This is a genomic window from Micromonospora sp. WMMD1155 (assembly GCF_029581275.1).
Classification (GTDB): Bacteria; Actinomycetota; Actinomycetes; order Mycobacteriales; family Micromonosporaceae; genus Micromonospora.
The window spans coordinates 2,354,458-2,374,588 of the sequence record NZ_CP120742.1 but is presented as its reverse complement, the minus strand read 5'-3'; the positions used below and the strand labels follow the sequence as shown (position 1 = coordinate 2,374,588).

Below are 20,131 nucleotides of genomic sequence, written 5' to 3'. Positions count from 1 at the left end.
GAGCGAGGAATGATGACCACGGCGAAGCAGTCGGTGGCGGATCCGTCCGCGCCCGACCACGAGGCGCTCCTCGGTGAGTTGACCGAGGCACTGCGACGGATCGGTCGCGGCGACCTGAAGGTCCGGCTTCCCCGCCGCGCCGGCGCGGCCGGTGAGGTGGCGGACGCCTTCAACGAGGTGGTCTCGCTCCAGGAGCGGCAGTACCTGGACCTGCGGCGGATCAGCCGCATCGTCGGTCGCGACGGCCGGCTCACCGAGCGGCTCGACGACGAAGGGCTGGACGGATCCTGGGCGGAGGGGCAGCGGGCGATCAACTCGCTGATCGACGACCTGGGCCGACCGACCACCGAGATCGCCCGGGTCATCGTGGCGGTGGCCGACGGCGACCTGTCGCAGCACATGGCGTTGGAGATCGACGGTCGGCCGCTGCGCGGTGAGTACCTGCGCATCGGGCGCACCGTGAACACGATGGTCGACCAGTTGTCCTCGTTCTCCAATGAGGTGACCCGGGTGGCCCGTGAGGTGGGCACCGAGGGCAAGCTGGGCGGTCAGGCGGACGTGCGGGGTGTCGCCGGCACCTGGAAGGACCTCACCGACTCGGTGAACACCATGGCGTCGAACCTGACCGGCCAGGTGCGGTCGATCTCGCAGGTGGCGACGGCGGTGGCCAAGGGCGACCTGTCGCAGAAGATCACTGTCGGCGCGCGCGGCGAGGTGGCCGAGCTGGCCGCCACGATGAACTACCTCACCGACACGCTGCGGCTGTTCGCCGAGCAGGTGACCCGGGTGGCCCGCGAGGTGGGCACCGAGGGCAAGCTCGGTGGTCAGGCCGAGGTGCCGAACGTGGCGGGCACCTGGAAGGACCTGACCGACAGCGTCAACTCGATGGCGTCGAACCTGACCGCCCAGGTCCGCAACATCGCGCAGGTCTCGACGGCGGTGGCGCGCGGTGACCTGTCGCAGAAGATCACCGTGGCGGCGCAGGGCGAGATCCTGGAGCTGAAGGACACCGTCAACACGATGGTGGACCAGTTGTCGTCGTTCGCCGACGAGGTGACCCGGGTCGCGCGTGAGGTGGGCATCGAGGGCAAGCTGGGCGGTCAGGCTCAGGTGCGGGGCGTGTCCGGCACCTGGCGGGACCTCACCGAGAACGTCAACCAGCTCGCCGGCAACCTGACCAGCCAGGTCCGCAACATCTCCCAGGTCTCCACGGCGGTGGCGAAGGGTGACCTGTCGCAGAAGATCACGGTGGATGCCCAGGGCGAGATCCTGGAGTTGAAGAACACCGTCAACACGATGGTGGACCAGTTGTCGTCGTTCGCCGACGAGGTGACCCGGGTGGCCCGTGAGGTGGGCACCGAGGGCAACCTGGGCGGGCAGGCGCAGGTCAAGGGCGTCAGCGGTACGTGGCGCGACCTCACCGACAACGTGAACTCGATGGCGTCGAACCTGACCAGTCAGGTCCGCAACATCGCGTCGGTGACCACGGCGGTGGCGAAGGGTGACCTGTCGCAGAAGATCACGGTGGACGCGCGGGGCGAGATCCTGGAGCTGAAGTCGACCGTCAACACGATGGTGGACCAGTTGTCGTCGTTCGCCGACGAGGTGACCCGGGTGGCCCGCGAGGTGGGCACCGAGGGCAAGCTGGGTGGTCAGGCCCAGGTGCGCGGTGTCGCCGGCACGTGGCGGGACCTGACCGACAACGTGAACTCGATGGCGTCGAACCTGACCGCCCAGGTCCGCAACATCGCCCAGGTCTCCACCGCGGTCGCCAAGGGTGACCTGTCGCAGAAGATCACGGTGGACGCGCGGGGCGAGATCCTGGAGCTGAAGTCGACCGTCAACACGATGGTGGACCAGTTGTCGTCGTTCGCCGACGAGGTGACCCGGGTGGCCCGCGAGGTGGGCACCGAGGGCAAGCTGGGTGGCCAGGCGCAGGTGAAGGGCGTTTCCGGCACCTGGCGGGACCTGACCGACAACGTGAACTCGATGGCGTCGAACCTGACCAGTCAGGTCCGCAACATCGCGTCGGTGACCACGGCGGTGGCGAAGGGCGACCTGAGCCAGAAGATCACGGTGGATGCGCAGGGCGAGATCCTGGAGCTGAAGTCCACTGTCAACACGATGGTCGACCAGTTGTCGTCGTTCGCCGACGAGGTGACCCGGGTGGCCCGCGAGGTCGGCATCGAGGGCAAGCTGGGCGGTCAGGCGCAGGTCAAGGGCGTCTCCGGCACCTGGCGGGACCTCACCGAGAACGTCAACCAGCTCGCCTCGACGTTGACCACGCAGCTGCGGGCCATCGCCCAGGTGTCCACCTCGGTGACCAGGGGTGACCTGACCCAGCGGATCGCGGTCAAGGCGCAGGGCGAGGTCGCCGAGCTGAAGGACAACATCAACCAGATGATCGTCACCCTCCGGGAGACGACCAAGAAGAACGCCGAGCAGGGCTGGCTGGACTCCAACCTGGCCCGCATCGGTGGCCTGTTGCAGGGCCAGCGCGACCTCGGCGAGGTCTGCCGCATGATCATGACGGAGGTGACGCCGCTGGTCGACGCCCAGCTCGGCGCCTTCTTCCTGGCCGACGACACCGACGGCAGCATGCGGCTGCGGCTGACCTCCTCCTACGGGTACGTGGCGCGGGGCACCGACGTCACCTTCGGGCCGGGTGAGGGGCTGGTCGGGCAGACCGCGTTGTCCCGCCGCACGATCCGGGTCAGCGCCTCCCCGAACAGCCGGCTCACCCTGCGGTCCGGTCTGGCCGAGACACCTCCGTCGGACCTGGTGGTGCTCCCCGTGCTGTTCGAGGGCGAGCTGCTCGGGGTGATCGAGTTCGCCAGCGTGTCGGCGTTCTCCGAGCTGCACCTCGCGTTCCTGGAGCGGTTGGTGCTCACCATCGGCATCGCCGTCAACACCATCCAGGCCAACCGGCGTACGGAGGAGTTGCTGGCCCAGTCGCAGCGCCTGGCGCACGAGATGCAGGAGCAGTCGGCGGAGTTGCAGCGCACCAACGCCGAGCTGGAGGAGAAGGCCACTCTGCTGTCCGAGCAGAAGGGCAACATCGAGACGAAGAACCGGGAGATCGAGCTGGCGCGGCTGGGCCTGGAGGAGAAGGCGCAGCAGTTGACCCGGGCCTCGGCGTACAAGTCGGAGTTCCTGGCCAACATGAGCCACGAGCTGCGTACGCCGCTGAACTCGTTGCTGCTGCTGGCCCGTCTGCTCGCGGAGAACTCGGAGCAGAACCTCAGCCCGAAGCAGATCGAGTTCGCCCGGACCATCCACGGGTCCGGCTCCGACCTGCTGCGCCTGATCGATGACATCCTCGACCTGTCCAAGATCGAGGCGGGTCGGATGGACGTCGAGCCGACCGAGATCCGCTTCACCGAACTGCGCGGCTTCGTCGAGCAGGCGTTCGCGCCGCAGGCCGAGGAGAAGAACCTGGACTTCCAGGTGCGGGTGAGCAAGGATCTGCCGCCGGCGCTGGTGACGGACGCGCAGCGGTTGCAGCAGATCCTGCGCAACCTGCTCTCCAACGCGGTGAAGTTCACCGACAACGGCGCGGTGACGCTGCGGATCGCTCCGGCGGCGGAGAACGCGGTGTTCGACGTGCCGGCGCTGACCAACGCCCAGCAGGTGATCGCGTTCACCGTGATCGACACCGGGATCGGCATCTCCGACGACAAGTTGTCGATCATCTTCGAGGCGTTCCAGCAGGCGGACGGCACGACCAGTCGCCGCTACGGCGGCACCGGTCTGGGTCTGTCGATCAGCCGCGACCTGGCCCGGCTGATCGGCGGCACCATCACCGTGTCGTCGGCGCCCGGTCAGGGTTCGACGTTCACCCTGTTCGTGCCGCAGGTGCTGGCTCCGGACGCGGTGGTCGCGCCCCAGCCGCCGTCTCCGCAGCGCGCCGGCCTGCCGTCGTCGCTGCTCATGCCGCCGCTGGAGCTGCTGCCGGAGCGGCCGGAGGCACCGGCCACCCGTCAACTGGACGGTGCCACCGTCCTGATCGTGGACGACGACGTCCGGAACGTCTTCGCCTTGACCAGCGCGTTGGAACTGCACGGGATGACCGTGCTGTACTCGGACAACGGGGCGGACGGCGTCCGCCTGCTGGCCGAGCATCCGGAGGTGGACATCGTGCTGATGGACGCCATGATGCCCGACCAGGACGGTTACGAGACCACCCGCCAGATCCGTCGCAACCACCGCTTCGCCGACCTGCCGGTGGTCTTCCTGACCGCGAAGGCCATGCCTGGTGATCGCGAGTCGGCGCTCGCTGCCGGGGGCAGCGACTACATCACCAAGCCGGTCGACCTGGACGATCTGATCGAGTTGATGTCGTCCTGGATCAACGGCAGCCGCACCGAGGAGACTTCGTGACCCAGATGGCCAAGGCGCTGCTCGTGGACGACCGGCGGCAGAATCTGACGGCCCTGGAGGCCATCCTCCAGGGCCTGCCGGTGCAGTCCGTCGCGGTGGAGAGTGGCGAGGCGGCGCTCAAGCAACTCCTGGTGGACGACTTCGCGGTGATCCTGCTGGACGCGCAGATGCCGGACATGGACGGCTTCGAGACGGCGAGTCACATCAAGCGCCGCGAGCGGACCAGGCACGTGCCGATCATCTTCCTGACCGCTGCCGACCGGGACGCCCAGCTCGCCCTGCGGGGTTACCAGGTGGGCGCGGTGGACTACCTGACCAAGCCGTTCGACCCGTGGGTGCTCCGGGCCAAGGTGTCGGTCTTCGTCGAGCTGTGGGTGAAGACCCGGCAGTTGGCCGCCCAGTCGGACCTCGTCCGGGAGCGTGACACGCAGTGGCGGAGGCTCACCGACGCGGTCGACGAGGCGACGACACTGCTGCGCTCCGACGACGCCGAGGCCCGGGACCGCGCGGTGGAGATGTTGGAGCAGGCCCGCTGGGGCAACACCGCCTGACGCGGCGGGTGGGTCAGCCGGTGGGCTGGTCGTTGCGGATCATCAGGGCGCTGCGGAGCCCGGTGATGTCCAGGACCCGGATGAGGAAGTCGCCCACGTGGGTCAGCATCAGCAGGCTCTGGGCGTGGCTGGCCTTGCGGCTGAGCACGACGAGGGTGCCCAGGCCCTGCGAGTCGCAGAAGGTGACACCGCCGAGGTCGAGCACGATCCGCGGCGGCGGGTCGGCCAGCACCTCGTTGACGACGGTGGAGAGCTGGGCCGCCGTGAGCATGTCGATCTCACCGGCCAGGCGAAGCACAGCTTCGTCGCCCGTCCGGTGTAGCGTGATGGACAGTTCGGCACGATCCACCCGGTCAGCCTAGCGCGATCCGACCGGTCCGGCCTGTCGAGGCCGTGAACCGTCGGCGGGCAGGCCGGGAGCGCTCGCCGCCGAGGCCGGGGCCGTGGCTGTCCAGGCCGCAGGCCCTCGCCGCCCAGGCCGCGAGAGGTCGCCGCGCCAGCCGTGAGCCATCGCCGCCCAGGCGGAACGCCCGGTGTCGGCGCCGCCGACGGGCACCGGCTGTGGGTGAGCCGGGTAACCCCGTCGCGGGGTGGCTGCTGGTGAGCCGTTCGCCGCTGACACAATGGCGGCATCGTGACCGACATCTTTCCCGCCGGATCCGGCCGCTACCCAGCCGTTGCGCCGGCCTCCGAGGCCCTGTTCGACCGCGCCCGCGCCATCGTGCCGGGCGGGGTCAACTCCCCCGTGCGTGCCTTCCAGGCGGTCGGTGGTGCCCCACGCTTCATGGTCCGTGGCGAGGGCCCGTGGCTGTACGACGCCGACGGCCGCCGCTACGTCGACCTGGTCTGTTCCTGGGGACCGCTGATCCTCGGGCACGCCCACCCGGAGGTGGTGGACGCCGTGCAGGCCGCCGCCGCCCGGGGCACCAGCTTCGGCACTCCCACCCCGGGTGAGGTGGAGCTGGCCGCGGAGCTGGTCGACCGGACCCCGATGGAGCAGGTCCGCCTGGTCAACTCGGGCACCGAGGCCACCATGTCGGCGATCCGGCTGGCCCGCGGCTACACCGGCCGCTCGAAGATCGTCAAGTTCGCCGGTTGCTACCACGGGCACGTCGACGCGCTGCTCGCCGCCGCCGGGTCCGGCGTGGCCACGCTGGGTCTGCCCGACTCGCCGGGCGTGACCGGCGCGGCGGCCGGCGAGACGATCGTGCTGCCGTACAACGACATCCGCGCCGTCGAGGAGGCGTTCGCCGCCGAGGGCCCGCACATCGCGGCGGTGATCACCGAGGCGGCCGCCGGCAACATGGGGGTGGTCGCTCCCCGCGACGGCTTCAACCAGCAGCTCGCCCGGATCGCCCACGCCCACGGTGCCCTGCTCGTCGTGGACGAGGTGATGACCGGGTTCCGGGTGTCCCGCGCCGGGTGGCACGGCCTCGACGCCTCCGACGCGGACCTGTGGACGTACGGCAAGGTCATGGGTGGTGGCCTGCCCGCCGCGGCCTTCGGCGGGCGGGCGGACATCATGGCGCGACTCGCGCCGGCCGGCCCGGTCTACCAGGCCGGCACGCTCTCCGGTAACCCGCTGGCCTGCGCGGCGGGCCTGGCCACGCTGCGGCTCGCCGACGACGCGCTCTACCGCAAGCTCGACGACACGGCCGCCGTCGTGGGCAAGCTGGCCTCCGACGCGCTGGCCGCCGCCGGGGTCCCGCACCGTCTGTCGTACGCGGGCAGCATGTTCTCGATCTTCTTCACCGACGCCGACGTGGTCGACTACGACAGCGCCCGCACCCAGCAGGTGCCGGCGTTCAAGGCGTTCTTCCACGCGATGCTCGCCGCCGGCGTCTACCTGCCGCCGAGCGCGTTCGAGTCGTGGTTCGTGTCGGCGGCGCTGGACGACGCCGCTCTGGAGCACATCGCCGACGCGCTGCCGACGGCGGCGAACGCCGCGGCGGCGGCTGGTCACGGGGGGTAGTCAACGGTGAGCAAGACGGTGGTCCACGTGCTGCGGCACGGCGAGGTGCACAACCCGGATCAGATCCTCTACGGTCGGTTGCCCGGTTTCCGCCTCTCCGAGCTGGGTGTGCAGATGGCGAAGGCCGCCGCGCAGGGCCTGGCCGAGCGGGAGATCGTGCACGTGGTGGCCAGCCCGCTGGAACGCGCCCAGCAGACCGCCGAGCCGATCGCCGCCCAGTTCGGGTTGCCGGTCGGGGTGGACGAGCGGCTGATCGAGAGCGCGAACTGGTTCGAGGGCAAGAAGGTGTCCCCGGGCGACGGGTCGTTCCGTGACCCGCGCAACTGGTGGGTGCTGCGCGATCCGGTGACCCCCTCCTGGGGCGAGGCGTACCGGGTGATCGCCGAGCGGATGTTCGCCGCCGTGCAGGCCGCCCGGGTCGCCGCCGAGGGCCGCGAGGCGGTGCTGGTGTCGCACCAGCTGCCGATCTGGACCCTGCGCCGCCACGTCGAGCGCAAGCGGCTCTGGCACGACCCGCGCAAGCGTCAGTGCGGGCTGGCGAGCCTCACCTCGTTCCACTTCGACGGCGCGAAGGTGGTGGGCATCGGCTACAGCGAGCCGGCCGCGCACCTGATCGCCCTCTCCGCGACCGCCCGGACGGCCAAGGGGGCCTGATGAACGCCCGGAGGTGGACCGCCGGCCTGCTCGCGGGAGTCGCCGCGGTGGCGTTGGTCGGCTGCACGTCGTCCAAGGGGCAGGAGAAGACCTGCACGACCACCACCGACGGGATCTTCGAGTGCGCACCGGACCAGCGCTCGGCCCCTCCGAAGCTCGCCGGGGAGCTGCTGCTCGGCGGCACCTATGACGTCACCCAGGCCCGGGGCCAGGTCGTCGTGGTCAACTTCTGGGGCTCCTGGTGCGCGCCGTGTCGGGCGGAGGCGGACGACCTGGAAGCCGTCTACCAGGCCACCAAGGGCTCCGGGGTGACCTTCCTCGGCATCAACGTGCAGGATTCGCGGGACAAGGCCAAGGCGTTCGAGCAGGGGCGGGTCACCTATCCGAGCCTGTTCGACCCGGCCAGCCGCCTGGCACTCGACCTCGACATCCCGCCGAACACCGTCCCCGCGACGGTGGTGCTCGACCGGGAGGGGCGGATCGCGTCGGTGATCCGGGCCGCCGTCAAGCAGGAGGGCCTGCAACCGATCGTCGAGCGGATCGCGGCCGAGAAGCCGGCGTCGAACTGATGGGCGAGACCTTCCGGAACCTGGCCGTGAACGGGCCGTTGCTGCTCGCCATCGGCGCGGCGGCGCTCGCCGGTCTGGTCAGCTTCCTCTCCCCGTGCGTGCTCCCGCTCGTTCCGGGCTACCTGTCGTACGTCACCGGGCTGGCCGGGGCGGACCTCGAAGGTCGTCGGGCACCGGCGGACCCGGCTCCCGGCGGCGGCGTCGCGGTCCGTGAGCGGGCCGCCACGGTCGCCGTCAAGGGCCGGGTGCTCGCCGGCACGCTGCTCTTCATCGCCGGCTTCACCGTCGTCTTCGTCGCCACCGCCATCCTGTTCGCCGGCATCGGCCGGGTCTTCTTCGAGTACGAGCGGCAGCTCGAAATCGCCGTCGGCGTGCTGATCGTCGTGCTCGGGTTCGGTTACCTCGGGATGATCCCCGCCCTGCAACGGGAGTTCCGGATCTCCCGGCTGCCCTCGGCCGGGCTGCTCGGGGCACCCGTCTTCGGGGCGGTCTTCGCACTCAGTTGGGTGCCCTGCACCGGCCCGACGCTCGGCGCGGTGATGGGGATGGCGACCGCCTCCGGCCAGAGTGACCGCGCCGTGGTGCTCGCCGTGGCGTACTGCCTCGGGTTGGGGATACCGTTCGTGGTCTTCGGGCTGGGCTTCGAACGCCTGCTCGGGGTCTTCCGCGCCGTCCGGCGCAACAGCCGCTGGGTCACCCGGGTCGGCGGCGCCCTGCTCATCCTGATCGGCCTGGCGCTGGTCACCGGCGGATGGCAGAGCTTCGTGATCTGGTTGCAGACCACCGTCGGGGTGGGCGAGGTGAGCATCTGATGACGGTCGTCGACGACCGGCCGGAGACCGTGGCACCGGCACCACGCCGCCGGCCGAACCGGTTGCTGGCGCTGCTGCGTAACTCCTGGCGGCAGTTGACCAGCATGCGTACCGCCCTGATCCTGCTCTTCCTGCTCGCTGTCGCCGCCATCCCCGGCTCGGTGCTGCCGCAGCGCGGGATCAGCCCGGAGAAGGTCAACGAGTACTTCGTCGACCACCCGGACTGGGCCCCCCGACTGGACCGGATCGGCGCGTTCGAGGTCTTCGGGTCGGTCTGGTTCTCCGCGATCTACCTGCTGCTGTTCACCTCCCTGATCGGCTGCATCACGCCCCGACTGCGTGACCACATCCGGGCGTTGCGGTCCCGGCCGCCGGCCGCGCCGAAGCGGATGAGCCGGCTGCCGCAGCACACCGTGCTGCCCGCCCCGCCCGGTGGCGTGGCTGCCATCGCCGACGTGCTGCGCAAGCGCCGCTGGCGGGTGGAGGTGCGCGGCGACGAGGTCTCCGCCGAGAAGGGCTACCTCAAGGAGACCGGCAACCTGCTGTTCCACACCTCGCTCATCGCGGTGCTGATCGGCGTCGCGCTCGGCTCGTGGTACGGCTGGAGCGGTAACCGACTGCTGGTGGCGGGCGCGGACAACGCCTTCTGCAACACCCGCCAGCAGTACGCCGAGGCGAAGCTCGGCCCCCGGGTGGACAGCGCCGATCTGCCCCGCTTCTGCCTGCGGCTGGACGACTTCGAGGCCCGGTTCCTGCCGTCCGGTCAGCCGGAGTTCTTCAACGCCACGGTCACCGTCGATGGCCCGGACGAGCCGACCCGCAGCGCCGACTTCTCGGTGAACTCGCCGCTGCGTCTCGCCGACGCGAACGTCTACCTGCTCGGCCACGGCTACGCCCCGGTGATCCGCTACACCGACCGGTTCGGCAACAGCCAGGTCAGCGACGAGCCGTTCCTGACCACCGGCGACATGGGCCTGACCGGTGAGGGTCTGGCCGCGTTCCCGGACGCGAACGTCGACCCGGCCACCGGCCGGCGCAGCCCGGACGGGCAGATGGCGTTCACCGGCATCTACCTGCCCACGGCGCCCGAGCAGGGGCCGTTCGTCCGCTCGCAGTACCCGACCGAGCGCAACCCGGTGCTGAACCTGGTCGCCTACCAGGGCAACCTCGGCATGGACGCCGGCATCCCCGGCTCGGTCTACCAGCTCGACCAGCGTCAGGTGCGTGCCGGCAAGGTCAAGGAGGTCGGCACCAAGCTCCTCAAGAAGGGCGAGACCTGGACGTTGGCGGACGGCACCACCGTCGAGTTCCTGGGCACCGAGCGGTACGTCACCCTCTCCGTCCGACACGACCCCGGTGCGACGCCGCTGCTGATCAGCTGTGGCGTCCTGCTGGTCGGGCTGATGGGTTCGCTGTTCGGGCGGCGTCGCCGGGTGTTCTTCCGGGTCGTACCGGCCAACCCCGACGAAGGATCTCCGACGGGCGGTAGTAGCTTGGTGGAGGCCGGTGGGTTGCCGCGCACCGACTATCCAGGGTTCGCCGAGGAGTTCGCCCATCTCGTGGCAGCCGTCAGCGGTGACCGACGGGCCGACGACGGCGCTGACTCCGGCGACCGGGCAGGTGTGCGAGAAGGAGCCGAGTGATGTCCGCACTCTCCGACAATCTGGTCACTTTCGCGATCCTGGCGTACCTGGTCGCGATGATCGGCCACGCCGTCGAGTACGCGTTGGGCAACGCCCGTACCCGGGTCGCGGCGGCGGCTCCGATCCGCGAGCTGGTGGGTGCCGGCGGTGGTGTGGTCGCTGAGCCGCCCGCGCCCGTCCCGCCGTCGTCCGGGGCCGACCGTTCCGCCCGGCGTGCCCGCCTCGCCGGTCTGTTCGGGGTGGGCGCCACCGCAGTCGCCGCCGTGCTGCACCTGGCGGCGCTGGTCACCCGCGGCCTCGCGGCGGACCGCATGCCCTGGGGCAACATGTACGAGTTCGTGCTCACGGTGACCTTCATCGGCGTCGCGGCCTGGCTCGTGGTGCTCTGGAAGGTGCCGTCGCTCCGCAAGCTCGGGCTGTTCCTCACCCTGGTGATGGTGCTGCTGGTGGCCACCGCCGAGCTGGTCCTGTACGTGCCGATCGTGCCGCTGGTGCCGGCACTGAACTCGTACTGGTTCATCATCCACGTCTCGACGATCGTGTTCGCGTCCGGCATCTTCCTGCTCGGTGCGGTGCCGGCGGTCGGCTTCCTGATGCGCAACGGGTACGAGAAGGGCAAGCGGAGCTTCCCGTACACCCTCGCCAAGCGGTTGCCCGGCGCGGCCGGCCTGGAGCGGCTGACCTTCGCGCTGCACGCCTTCGCGTTCCCGATCTTCACCTTCGCGGTGATCGCCGGTGCCATCTGGGCCGAGGCGGCGTGGGGTCGGCCGTGGGGCTGGGACCCGAAGGAGACCTGGGCGTTCATCTCCTGGGTCGTGTACGCCGGTTACCTGCACGCCCGGGCCACGCCCAGCGTGCGACGCAACGTGGCGACCTGGCTCGCGGTGCTCGGCTTCCTCACCATGCTGATGAACCTGTTCGGCGTGAACATCTTCTTCACCGGCCTGCACTCGTACGGTGGGCTGGACTGACCTGGAAAACGGCGTGCGGGCCGGTCACGGATTCCGTCAGTGACCGGCCCGCGTCGTTGTGGCGTGCCGGATCAGCCCACCGTCACCGGGGCGACGTCGTTGCCCGGGTTGTCGTCCACCCGCGGGTAGCGCTCGAACGGCCGGACCTCGCCCGGCGTCCCGGCGAGGCTGTCGATCCGCAAATCGAACGCCGCGGTGTGGGTCAGACCGGCTGGGAACACGCCCCCCGGGCCGTTGCAGTAATAGGTCGTCGGGGCGTCTCCGGCAGACTCCTCGTCCCCGTTGAGCCAGCAGCTCGACGGGTTGCCGACCACCGTGGTGCCGACCGGGGGCACGAAGAGGAAGCTGCCGACGCCGCCGCCGGAAAGCGTGGCGTCCGGGACACCCGGGCCCTCGTTGCGCAGGCCCACGGTGACCCGCACGGTGTCACCGACGGCCCCGGTGACTGTCGCGCCCCGGGCGACGACGTCGAAGGCCCCCTGCACCGAGCGCAGGTAGGTCTGGCCTGCGGCGCCGGTCACCCCGGCCGGGATCACGTCGAGCGGGTCGCCCACCGGCCGCAGCCGCAGCCCCTGCTCGGCCTCGCGGCGGGTGAGCTTCACCCCGCTCGGAAGCGGCCCGGCACCGGCCAGCGGCTCCACGAACTGGGTGATCCGCTTGCTGCCCAGGGTGGCCGGGCCGACCGTGGTGGCCAGCTTCTGCCGCAGCTCGTGCCGCTGGCCGGGGGCGAACGTGCCCCGCACGGTGCAGACCACCACCGTGGCGAGCGACGTGTTGGTGCCGTACCGGCAGTTGCGGTAGCTGGCCGGAATCAGACCCACCGGGAAGCTCATGGTGAGCCGGAGGTCCACGACCGGCTGGTCACCCGCGTTCATCACGGCCACCGGCACGGGCAGGCTGTCACCGACCGCGACGCCGGAGACGGACTCGTGGACGAGGTCGAGCAGATCGGGCCCGGACCGCACGGTGATCGTCGCCTGCTGGGTGGACGGCTCGGTCTGCTCGCCGAGCGCCGTGTAGGCGAGGGTGCCGGTCGCGCCGTCGGTCGCGCCGGGCGCGGCCCGGAACACCACCGGCACGGTGCCGGTGAGCGTGCCGAAATCGTCGACGGCCGTCGGCGGCATCGGGCAGGTGACCGAGGCGCCCTCGGTGGTGCAGTAATCGGGGAAGCTGGCGGTGGCCACGCCGGTCAGGCCGGTCAGGTCGACGGTCACCCGGGGCTGGGTGGCGCCGGTGCTGGTCAGGGTCAGCGGAACGGTACGCCCGGGAGCGCCCGGACCGCCGACCGTGAGGTCGTCCAGCCAGGCGCCGACCCAGCCCGGGTCGTCCTGAGCCATGGCCGGACCAGCCGCCACGCCGACCGTCGCGGTGCCCACGACCAACGCGGTGAGGCCGCGCAGGAGCCTGCCACGCGTCACGTGCACAGATCTCATCGATCTCCTTGGTGAGGGATGAGCCGATCGGAAGAAGCCGGGATCGACGTCCCCGACCCGATCGGCACCCCCGATCCTAGAGATCAGCTATGACAGTTCTGGATGGGCCGATCGTGCGGCGGGTGGCCCCACACGGGGGTCTGGCCGGACGACTGTCACCCAGGCTGCCAGGCGCGCAGGGTCCGTTCGACCTGGACCGTGACCTGGTAGGACACCTCCGGAACATCGGCCAGCTCGATTCGCTCACCACGTAGCGCCACCTGTGCGTGCAGCTCCCGAGCGACCGCGTCGCGTACCGCGATCAGCAATGGCGACAACCCGTCCGGGTCGCCGACGACGTACGCATCCGACATCCCCCCCAGCCTGCGCCCCAGCCCCACCGCCACGCCACGACGGGTGAGATGTGCCCCGGAGACCTTGACCGACTCCGGCTCGGTGCCTGGCTCGGCGCGAGTGCCGAGCTGATCGCCGCACTTCGTGCCGGCTCGGCGTTGCCCGATCCGCGGTTGGAGGCGCTGCGCCGGTTCACGTTGGCCGTGCTCGACCACCGGGGCGCGGTGCCCGACGACGAGCTGGACGACTTCCTCGCCGCCGGCTACCTGCCCCGGCATGCGCTGGACGTCGTGCTCGGCGTCGGCGCGTACACGATGTCTACCTTCGCCAACCGCCTCACCCGAGCGCCGCTGGACCCACCGCTGGCCGCCCACGCCTGGACTTCGGCCGCCTGATCCGCCACACCTGTGCCCACCGCCTCCTCGGCTTGATCCACTCGCGTTCCGGGAAATGGCGGTGTCCCAGCCGCAGGACACCGCAACTTCCTTGAACCCGAGTGGATCAAGCCGAGGAGGCGGTAAGGCGGCACTGCGTTACCGCAACATGCCGGTTGGGTGCTGACGCTCGGTTGTGGATCCGCTACCTTGCGCCGAAGGAGTTCGTGCGGCGGCAGGAAGGTGGGGGTGATGACCTCAGGGGTGTCCACGGCGGCGATGATCCGGGATCAGCTCCGGCGGTCGCGGCTTGCGGCCGGGCTGAGCCAGGAGGAGTACGGCAAACGGGCGCACTACTCGCCCTCCATGGTCTCGTCGGTCGAGCTGGGCCAGACGGTGCCCAATCTGGCCTACCTGACCCGGGCCGACGAGGTGCTCGACACCGGCGGCCTGTTGGTCTCGCTGCGCGAGCTGGGTCGACGCGACGGCGAGCCGGTCTGGTTCCGCCCCTGGTTGGAGGTCGAACGGGTCGCCACCCAGTTGCGCTGCTTCGAGGCGACGATGGTTCCCGGGCTGTTGCAGACCGCCGACTACGCCCGCGCGGTGTTCCGGCTCGACCTGGGGCTCACCGCCGAGCGGGTGGAGGAGTTGGTGGCGGCCCGGCTCGAGCGGCAGGCGATCCTCGATCGGGAGCACCCGCCACAGGTCACCGTCGTGATCGACGAGGCCGCCTTGCAGCGCTTCGCGGAGAGCTGCGCCGGGGTGTTGGCCGAGCAGTTGCGGCATCTGGTGGCATGTGCCCGCCGTCCGCACATCCGCGTGCACGTGCTGCCGCAGGGGGTGGGGCTGCACGCCGGCCTCTTCGGGCCGTTCATCCTCGGCCGCACGGCCGACGGCAGTTGGCTCGGCTTCCTCGACAGCCAGACCGGCGGCACCGCAGTGGACGACATCAACGAGGTGGCGACCCTGCTCGGAAGGTGGGAGAGTCTGCGCAGTGACGCGCTGCCCCGGCAGCAGTCCATCGACCTGCTCGAGGAGATCGTGAAGCCATGGATCTGACCGGAGCCCGCTGGCACAAATCCACCCGGAGCGGCAACAACAGTGGCGCCTGCGTCGAGGTCGCCGACAATCTGCCCGACCGGGTGCACGTCCGTGATTCCAAGGACCGTGACGGCGGCCTGCTGACGTTCACCCCGGCCGCATGGCGGGCCTTCGTCGAGCTGGCCCGCACCCACTGACCTCCGGGCACCCGTAGGTCGCCGCACCGAGCCGCTGTTCAGGTCGCCCCGAGAAAGTCGCGCAGCAGGGCGAGCATCTCGTCCGGGCGCTCCTCGTACAGCCAGTGGCCGCAGTCCTCGATCACCTCACCGAGAACCGCGTCGGCGTACCGACGAACCTGCTCGGCGACCTGCCCGCCGAGGCTGGCCGCCGCGCCGACGGCCAGCACCGGCATCGTCAGCTTCGTGTTCCGGTACGTCGCGTTGTCGGCGATGTCCCGATCGAATGTCCGGAAGTAGGCGAAGCTCGCCCGAAGGTGCGCCGGGTCGCGCAGGTCGGGCGCGACCACGTCGAAGGAGCGCCCCAACTCGGGCATCAGGTGCCGCCACATGTACCAGCACTGCGGGTACCCGTGCAGCAGCACCAGTGGCGGGCCGCTGCCGCCACGGACGTAGTTCATGGTGATCTGGCCGACCCGTGCTCGTTGCTCGGTGAACCCTGCCGGAACCCGATCTCCACCCATTCGCGGCCTCCGTCCGCCGGCTGCCCGGCTACCCGCTCGGTCGCCGCGCATGCCTGCGGTCGCTGCGTATGCCTGCGGTCGCTGCGTATGTTTGCGGTCGCTGCGCATGCCTGCGGTCGCTGCGCATGCCTGCGGTCACCGCGCATGCCTGCGGGCGCTGCGCTCGAACGTTGATCGACTCGGTCTTCAGAAAGTCGGGCTGTCCCAGGCCGCCGGACACCCCGAATTCGAGAAACCCGAGTGGATCAAGGCCGGGCACGCCGGGCACGCCGGGCACGCCGGGCACGCCGGGCACGCCGGGCACGCCGGGCACGCCGGGCACGCCGGGCAGGCCGGGCAGGCCGGGCACGCCGGGCAGGCCGGGCAGGCCGGGCAGGCCGGGCGCGTCGGGCACGCCGGGGCGCGCCGGGCACGCCGGGGCGCGCCGGGCGCGCACTGAGCCGTCGCCGGTGTCACAGCACCCGGCTTGGGTCGTGCCACACCCGGTGCGGGAGACTGGCGGGTATGGCGGCTCGTGGCTTCCCGTACACCGATCTCAAGGACTTTCTCGCGGCGCTGGAGCGCGCGGGGGAGTTGCGCCGGGTCGACGTCCCGGTCGACCCCACCCTGGAGATCAGCGAGGTGGTCACCCGCACGGTCCGGGCCGGTGGTCCGGCGCTGCTCTTCGAGCGTCCGACCCGGGGCGAGATGCCGGTGGCGATCAACCTGTTCGGCACCGAGAAGCGCATGGCGATGGCCCTCGGCGTCGACTCGTTGGACGAGATCGGTGCCCGGATCGGCGCGCTGATCAAGCCGGAGCTGCCGGTCGGCTGGTCGGGCATCCGGGAGGGCCTCGGCAAGGTCATGCAGCTCAAGTCGGTGCCACCGCGCAAGGTGAAGACCGCGCCCTGCCAGGAGGTCGTCTACCGCGGTGAGGACGTCGACCTGAACCGGCTGCCGGGGTTGCAGGTGTGGCCCGGCGACGGCGGGATCTTCCACAACTACGGGTTGACCCACACCAAGCACCCGGAGACCGGCAAGCGCAACCTCGGCCTGTACCGGCTCCAGCAGCACGGCCGCAACACCCTGGGCATGCACTGGCAGATCCACAAGGACTCGACCGCCCACCACGCGGTCGCCGAGCGGCTCGGGCAGCGCCTGCCGGTCGCCATCGCGATCGGCTGCGACCCGGTCGTCTCGTACGCGGCCAGCGCGCCGCTGCCCGGCGACATCGACGAGTACCTGTTCGCGGGGTTCCTGCGCGGCGAACGGGTGGAGATGGTCGACTGCCTCACCGTGCCGTTGCAGGTCCCGGCACACGCGCAGATCGTGTTGGAGGGCTACCTGGAGCCCGGTGAGCGGCTGCCCGAGGGGCCGTTCGGCGACCACACCGGCTTCTACACGCCGGTCGAGCCGTTCCCCGTGCTGCACGTCGAGGCGATGACGATGCAGCGCAAGCCGGTCTACCACTCGATCGTCACCTCCAAGCCGCCGCAGGAGGACCACGGCCTCGGCAAGGCCACCGAGCGGATCTTCCAGCCGCTGCTGAAGCTGATGATCCCGGACATCGTCGACTACGACCTGCCGGCCGCCGGGGTCTTCCACAACTGCGCGATCGTGTCGATCCGCAAGCGGTACCCGAAGCACGCGCAGAAGGTGATGAACGCGATCTGGGGCGCGCACCTGATGTCGTTGACCAAGCTCATCGTGATCGTCGACGAGGACTGCGACGTGCACGACTACAACGAGGTCGCCTTCCGCGCCTTCGGCAACGTCGACTACGCCCGCGACCTGCTGCTCACCGAGGGCCCGGTGGACCACCTCGACCACTCGTCGTACCAGCAGTTCTGGGGCGGCAAGGCGGGCGTCGACGCGACCCGCAAGCTCCCGACCGAGGGTTACACCCGGGGTTGGCCGGAGGAGATGAGCATGAGTCCGGAAGTCACGGCCCTGGTCGACAAGCGCTGGAAGGAGTACGGGATCTGATGGTCGTCCTCGACGCTCCCGCCGAGAAGCCGGGCCGGGTCAAGTCCTTCCTCAAGCTCGTCGCGATCGAGCATTCGGTGTTCGCGCTGCCCTTCGCGTATCTGTCGGCGCTGAGCGCCATGCAGGTCGACGGCGGGCGGGTGCGGTGGCTGGACCTGCTGCTGATCACCGTGGCGATGGTCGGGGCACGGACGTTCGCGATGGCCGCCAACCGGATCCTCGACCGCCGGATCGACGCGCGGAATCCGCGTACCGCCGGGCGGGAACTGGTCACCGGTGCGGTGAGCGTGCGGACGGCCTGGACCGGCGCGGCCGTCGCGCTGGTGGTCTTCCTCGCCGCCGCCGCGCTGCTCAACCCGCTGTGCCTGGTGCTCGCGCCGCTCGCTGTGGTGCCGCTGGTCGTCTACCCGTACGGCAAGCGGTTCACCAACTGGCCGCACGCCATCCTGGCGATCGCCCAGGCGGTCGGGCCGGTCGGCGCGTGGCTCGCCGTCACCGGCACCCTGGACGGATCCGGGCCGGCGTGGGTGCTCGGCGCAGCGGTCGGGCTGTGGATCGGTGGCTTCGACCTGATCTACGCCTGCCAGGACTCCGAGATCGACCAGGAGATCGGCGTGCACAGCGTGCCCGCCCGGTACGGCCGGCGCTTCGCGCTGCACGCCTCCACGATCGCGCACGTGGTGACCTTCGCGCTGTTCGTCTGGTTCGGCGCGTTGATCGGCCTCGGCTGGCTCTGGTGGATCGGGCTGGTGTTGACGGCCGTCGCGTTCGGGTACCAGCACCTGGTGGTCACCCCGACCGACCTGAGCAAGGTCAACCGGGCGTTCTTCACGGCCAACGGGTTCGTCGGCATCGCGTTGTTCGTCTTCGCGCTGCTCGACCTGGTGATCCGACTCGACCTACGACCCTGACCGGGTGACCACCGGCTCGTCGTCTCCGGTGGGGTAGCGGGCGCTCTCCAGGGTCCAGTCGATGGTGCCGCGGACGGCGTACGCGATCACGTCGAGGTGGTCGGTGACCGCCCGGTCCACCGTCGGGCCGAACGACGGCACCGCCGACCGCAGCGCGACGAAGCGTCGCATCGACTCCCGCCAGCGCTCGACGGCCAGGGTGACCGCGTGCGCCGACGGCACCGCCAGTTCGGCCTCGATGGCCAGGACCAGGTTGTGCCCGCCCGCGGTGGCCCGGTCCCTCTCCAGCGAGGCCAGGTCGTTGTACCAGGAGAGCAGGTCGTTGCCGACCTGGGCGATCTGACGCAGCAGTGGGTGCTGGTGGACCGGGTCGGGCAACGGACGCCCGCCCGCGAACTCGACGAGCGCGTACGACACCTCCGCCGCCGAGGTCGCCCGCCGCAGCTCCACGTACTCGTCGACGCCGGGCCGGTGGCCGGCCTCCTTGTTGACCGCCTCCTGCCAGGTGCCGTCGAGGTGCCGGCCCACTGCGTCGGTGAAACGCGACCGCCACCGGGCCGGCATCCGGCGGCGCGGCTCCTCCCAGGCCAGCACCAGCAGGCTCCGCAGCGGGCCGGTGAGCCCGGCCGGGCGCAGCCGGGGGCCTTCGCGCAGCAGCATCAGTGTGTCGTCGCGCAGGGCCCGGATCTGCTCCGAGGTCAGCCGACCCGACCCGTCGCAGGCGTCGTCGACCAGGAAGAACCAGGTGAACAGCGCCGTCAACACCTGGAGATCGGCCTCGGTGGCGTCCGGGTAGAGCCTTCCGGCGTACCTGGCGAACCGTCCCCGGGCCAGCCGGTGCACCGCCGCGTCGTCCAAGGCGAGGTCGAGGTCGGGCAGCAGGCCGAGGAGCCACTCCTGCACGTCGTCGGCGTACGGTGAGAGCCGGGACGGGATCGGACACTCGGTGCGCAACACCCGAAGGGTCTCGCCGGTCGTCACCGATGCCTCCTGCGCGAGATGGTTCCGATGCGAATCCCCACCAGCAGCATGTCAGGTCGACGGAATGCCCACGTAGCCCGCCGGCCATGCCGATCCGGAGATCCCGGGGGTGCTCCCCACCGAACCAGCCGGACCAGGCAGGCTGGGGGCATGCGGGAACCATGGGTGGTCGGGGTCTCCGGAGCGTCCGGCACGCCGTACGCGGCGGCCGTCATCGGCGGGCTGCTCGACGCAGGCGAGCCGGTCGACCTGATCGTCTCCCGCGCGGCACGACTCACCGTGCTCGACGAGACCGGCCGACCGTTCCGCGACGGGCACTGGGCCGAGGATCTCGCCGCCTGGCTCGACCGGGACCTCACCGGGGCGGACGTGCGGCACTGGGCGGCCGGTGACCTGGCCGCCGGGCCGAGCAGTGGCTCCTACCGGGTACGCGGCATGGCAGTGGTACCGGCCAGCACGGCAGCCTGTGCCGGCATCGCGATCGGGCTCTCCAAGGACCTCCTACAACGCGCCGCCGAGGTCAACCTCAAGGAACGCCGTCCGGTGGTGGTCGTCCCCCGGGAGACACCGGTGACCCGCAGTCACCTGGAGCACCTGATCGCACTGCACGACGCCGGCGCTGTCGTGTTGCCCGCCAGCCCCGGTTTCTACGGAGCCGGCGCGGCCGCCAGCGCCCAGCAGTTGGTCGACTTCGTGGCCGGCAAGGTACTCGACGCGCTCGGCGTCCCCCACACCCTGTTCCGGCGGTGGTCCGGCCGGCTCGGCACGGCCCGGAGCTGAGCCGACCGGTCGGCGAGCATCCGCCCCGCGCCGCGAGACCGCCCGGTGGTCGGCCGAGGCG

The 20,131-nt window shown here is 70.7% G+C and carries 20 protein-coding genes; 15 read left to right on the top strand and 5 right to left on the bottom strand.

The annotated features are described in order from the left end of the window. Window positions 1-12: 12 nt before the first annotated feature. Together O7617_RS10650 and O7617_RS10645 are read left to right on the top strand one after the other, a co-directional pair. Window positions 13-4,380: a HAMP domain-containing protein gene (locus O7617_RS10650; protein ID WP_088991270.1), complete on the top strand. Its 4,368-nt coding sequence runs from the start codon at window positions 13-15 to the stop codon at window positions 4,378-4,380. Beyond that, window positions 4,377-4,931 carry a response regulator gene (locus O7617_RS10645; RefSeq protein ID WP_282263189.1) on the top strand — a complete coding sequence of 185 codons (555 nt, stop codon included), beginning with the start codon at window positions 4,377-4,379 and terminating at the stop codon, window positions 4,929-4,931. Before O7617_RS10650 ends, O7617_RS10645 begins: the two co-directional genes overlap by 4 nt. Window positions 4,932-4,944: 13 nt before the next feature. On the opposite strand, the gene O7617_RS10640 is transcribed toward O7617_RS10645, so the two are convergent. Continuing rightward, window positions 4,945-5,280: an STAS domain-containing protein gene (locus O7617_RS10640; RefSeq protein ID WP_007454492.1), complete on the bottom strand. Its 336-nt coding sequence runs from the start codon at window positions 5,278-5,280 to the stop codon at window positions 4,945-4,947. A gap of 285 nt (window positions 5,281-5,565) precedes the next feature. Here O7617_RS10640 and hemL point away from each other — a divergent pair, with 285 nt between their 5' ends. The 6 genes from hemL to ccsB are packed head-to-tail and all read left to right on the top strand — an operon-like array spanning window position 5,566 to window position 11,552. Continuing rightward, window positions 5,566-6,903, top strand: a complete 1,338-nt coding sequence (gene hemL, locus O7617_RS10635; protein ID WP_282263187.1) for a glutamate-1-semialdehyde 2,1-aminomutase — start codon at window positions 5,566-5,568, stop codon at window positions 6,901-6,903. A gap of 6 nt (window positions 6,904-6,909) precedes the next feature. Further along, entirely contained in the window at window positions 6,910-7,557 is a 648-nt protein-coding gene (locus tag O7617_RS10630) for a histidine phosphatase family protein (protein WP_088986809.1), read from the top strand. Beyond that, window positions 7,557-8,126 (top strand): TlpA disulfide reductase family protein, encoded by a 570-nt coding sequence (locus tag O7617_RS10625; RefSeq protein ID WP_282263185.1) that lies wholly within the window; start codon window positions 7,557-7,559, stop codon window positions 8,124-8,126. Before O7617_RS10630 ends, O7617_RS10625 begins: the two co-directional genes overlap by 1 nt. Next, on the top strand, window positions 8,126-8,938 hold the full coding sequence (locus O7617_RS10620) for a cytochrome c biogenesis protein CcdA (RefSeq protein ID WP_282263184.1): 813 nt from the start codon (window positions 8,126-8,128) through the stop codon (window positions 8,936-8,938). Before O7617_RS10625 ends, O7617_RS10620 begins: the two co-directional genes overlap by 1 nt. Further along, a complete protein-coding gene (locus O7617_RS10615; RefSeq protein ID WP_282263182.1) occupies window positions 8,938-10,581 on the top strand; it encodes a cytochrome c biogenesis protein ResB in 1,644 nt (547 codons plus the stop codon). Before O7617_RS10620 ends, O7617_RS10615 begins: the two co-directional genes overlap by 1 nt. After that, the gene (gene ccsB, locus O7617_RS10610; RefSeq protein WP_282263180.1) at window positions 10,581-11,552 is read left to right on the top strand and encodes a c-type cytochrome biogenesis protein CcsB; all 972 of its coding nucleotides are present in this window, start codon (window positions 10,581-10,583) and stop codon (window positions 11,550-11,552) included. Before O7617_RS10615 ends, ccsB begins: the two co-directional genes overlap by 1 nt. A gap of 71 nt (window positions 11,553-11,623) precedes the next feature. Here the strand turns inward: ccsB and O7617_RS10605 are convergent, their stop codons facing one another. Next, on the bottom strand, window positions 11,624-12,985 hold the full coding sequence (locus O7617_RS10605) for a hypothetical protein (protein ID WP_282263179.1): 1,362 nt from the start codon (window positions 12,983-12,985) through the stop codon (window positions 11,624-11,626). A gap of 155 nt (window positions 12,986-13,140) precedes the next feature. Then, window positions 13,141-13,338, bottom strand: a complete 198-nt coding sequence (locus O7617_RS10600; RefSeq protein WP_282263178.1) for a hypothetical protein — start codon at window positions 13,336-13,338, stop codon at window positions 13,141-13,143. Between the two features lie 48 nt (window positions 13,339-13,386). Here O7617_RS10600 and O7617_RS10595 point away from each other — a divergent pair, with 48 nt between their 5' ends. The 3 genes from O7617_RS10595 (at window position 13,387) to O7617_RS10585 (ending at window position 14,930) form a co-directional block, all read left to right on the top strand. Further along, entirely contained in the window at window positions 13,387-13,713 is a 327-nt protein-coding gene (locus O7617_RS10595) for a hypothetical protein (RefSeq protein ID WP_282263177.1), read from the top strand. Between the two features lie 231 nt (window positions 13,714-13,944). Continuing rightward, window positions 13,945-14,751 carry a helix-turn-helix transcriptional regulator gene (locus O7617_RS10590; RefSeq protein ID WP_282263176.1) on the top strand — a complete coding sequence of 269 codons (807 nt, stop codon included), beginning with the start codon at window positions 13,945-13,947 and terminating at the stop codon, window positions 14,749-14,751. After that, window positions 14,748-14,930, top strand: coding sequence for a DUF397 domain-containing protein (locus tag O7617_RS10585; protein WP_282264699.1), 183 nt, complete (start codon window positions 14,748-14,750; stop codon window positions 14,928-14,930). Before O7617_RS10590 ends, O7617_RS10585 begins: the two co-directional genes overlap by 4 nt. A 38-nt stretch (window positions 14,931-14,968) precedes the next feature. Here O7617_RS10585 and O7617_RS10580 read toward each other — a convergent pair whose 3' ends face one another. Further along, the gene (locus O7617_RS10580) at window positions 14,969-15,433 is read right to left on the bottom strand and encodes an alpha/beta fold hydrolase (protein WP_282263175.1); all 465 of its coding nucleotides are present in this window, start codon (window positions 15,431-15,433) and stop codon (window positions 14,969-14,971) included. Between the two features lie 106 nt (window positions 15,434-15,539). Between O7617_RS10580 and O7617_RS10575 the strand changes: the two genes are divergently transcribed. The 3 genes from O7617_RS10575 (at window position 15,540) to mqnP (ending at window position 18,309) form a co-directional block, all read left to right on the top strand. Beyond that, window positions 15,540-15,872, top strand: a complete 333-nt coding sequence (locus tag O7617_RS10575) for a hypothetical protein (RefSeq protein ID WP_282263173.1) — start codon at window positions 15,540-15,542, stop codon at window positions 15,870-15,872. Between the two features lie 65 nt (window positions 15,873-15,937). Continuing rightward, window positions 15,938-17,398 carry a menaquinone biosynthesis decarboxylase gene (locus O7617_RS10570; protein ID WP_282263172.1) on the top strand — a complete coding sequence of 487 codons (1,461 nt, stop codon included), beginning with the start codon at window positions 15,938-15,940 and terminating at the stop codon, window positions 17,396-17,398. Then, window positions 17,398-18,309, top strand: a complete 912-nt coding sequence (gene mqnP / locus O7617_RS10565; protein WP_282263170.1) for a menaquinone biosynthesis prenyltransferase MqnP — start codon at window positions 17,398-17,400, stop codon at window positions 18,307-18,309. Before O7617_RS10570 ends, mqnP begins: the two co-directional genes overlap by 1 nt. Here the strand turns inward: mqnP and O7617_RS10560 are convergent. Then, on the bottom strand, window positions 18,298-19,290 hold the full coding sequence (locus O7617_RS10560; protein WP_282263169.1) for a terpene synthase: 993 nt from the start codon (window positions 19,288-19,290) through the stop codon (window positions 18,298-18,300). The two genes, mqnP and O7617_RS10560, sit on opposite strands and share 12 nt — an antisense overlap. Before the next feature lie 150 nt (window positions 19,291-19,440). On the opposite strand from O7617_RS10560, the gene O7617_RS10555 reads away from it, so the two are divergent. Then, a complete protein-coding gene (locus tag O7617_RS10555) occupies window positions 19,441-20,070 on the top strand; it encodes a UbiX family flavin prenyltransferase (protein ID WP_282263168.1) in 630 nt (209 codons plus the stop codon). Window positions 20,071-20,131: the final 61 nt, after the last annotated feature.

Excerpts from the sequence above, each read along its gene's own strand:
- O7617_RS10555 (WP_282263168.1), top strand. The coding sequence starts at position 19,441 with ATGCGGGAACCATGGGTGGTCGGGGTCTCCGGAGCGTCCGGCACGCCG.
- mqnP (WP_282263170.1), top strand. The coding sequence starts at position 17,398 with ATGGTCGTCCTCGACGCTCCCGCCGAGAAGCCGGGCCGGGTCAAGTCC.
- O7617_RS10605 (WP_282263179.1), bottom strand. The coding sequence starts at position 12,985 with ATGAGATCTGTGCACGTGACGCGTGGCAGGCTCCTGCGCGGCCTCACC.
- O7617_RS10600 (WP_282263178.1), bottom strand. The coding sequence starts at position 13,338 with ATGTCGGATGCGTACGTCGTCGGCGACCCGGACGGGTTGTCGCCATTG.
- O7617_RS10620 (WP_282263184.1), top strand. The coding sequence starts at position 8,126 with ATGGGCGAGACCTTCCGGAACCTGGCCGTGAACGGGCCGTTGCTGCTC.
- O7617_RS10625 (WP_282263185.1), top strand. The coding sequence starts at position 7,557 with ATGAACGCCCGGAGGTGGACCGCCGGCCTGCTCGCGGGAGTCGCCGCG.
- O7617_RS10615 (WP_282263182.1), top strand. The coding sequence starts at position 8,938 with ATGACGGTCGTCGACGACCGGCCGGAGACCGTGGCACCGGCACCACGC.
- O7617_RS10575 (WP_282263173.1), top strand. The coding sequence starts at position 15,540 with ATGCCTGCGGTCGCTGCGCATGCCTGCGGTCACCGCGCATGCCTGCGG.
- O7617_RS10590 (WP_282263176.1), top strand. The coding sequence starts at position 13,945 with ATGACCTCAGGGGTGTCCACGGCGGCGATGATCCGGGATCAGCTCCGG.
- ccsB (WP_282263180.1), top strand. The coding sequence starts at position 10,581 with ATGTCCGCACTCTCCGACAATCTGGTCACTTTCGCGATCCTGGCGTAC.
- O7617_RS10595 (WP_282263177.1), top strand. The coding sequence starts at position 13,387 with ATGTGCCCCGGAGACCTTGACCGACTCCGGCTCGGTGCCTGGCTCGGC.
- O7617_RS10580 (WP_282263175.1), bottom strand. The coding sequence starts at position 15,433 with ATGGGTGGAGATCGGGTTCCGGCAGGGTTCACCGAGCAACGAGCACGG.
- O7617_RS10650 (WP_088991270.1), top strand. The coding sequence starts at position 13 with ATGACCACGGCGAAGCAGTCGGTGGCGGATCCGTCCGCGCCCGACCAC.
- O7617_RS10570 (WP_282263172.1), top strand. The coding sequence starts at position 15,938 with ATGGCGGCTCGTGGCTTCCCGTACACCGATCTCAAGGACTTTCTCGCG.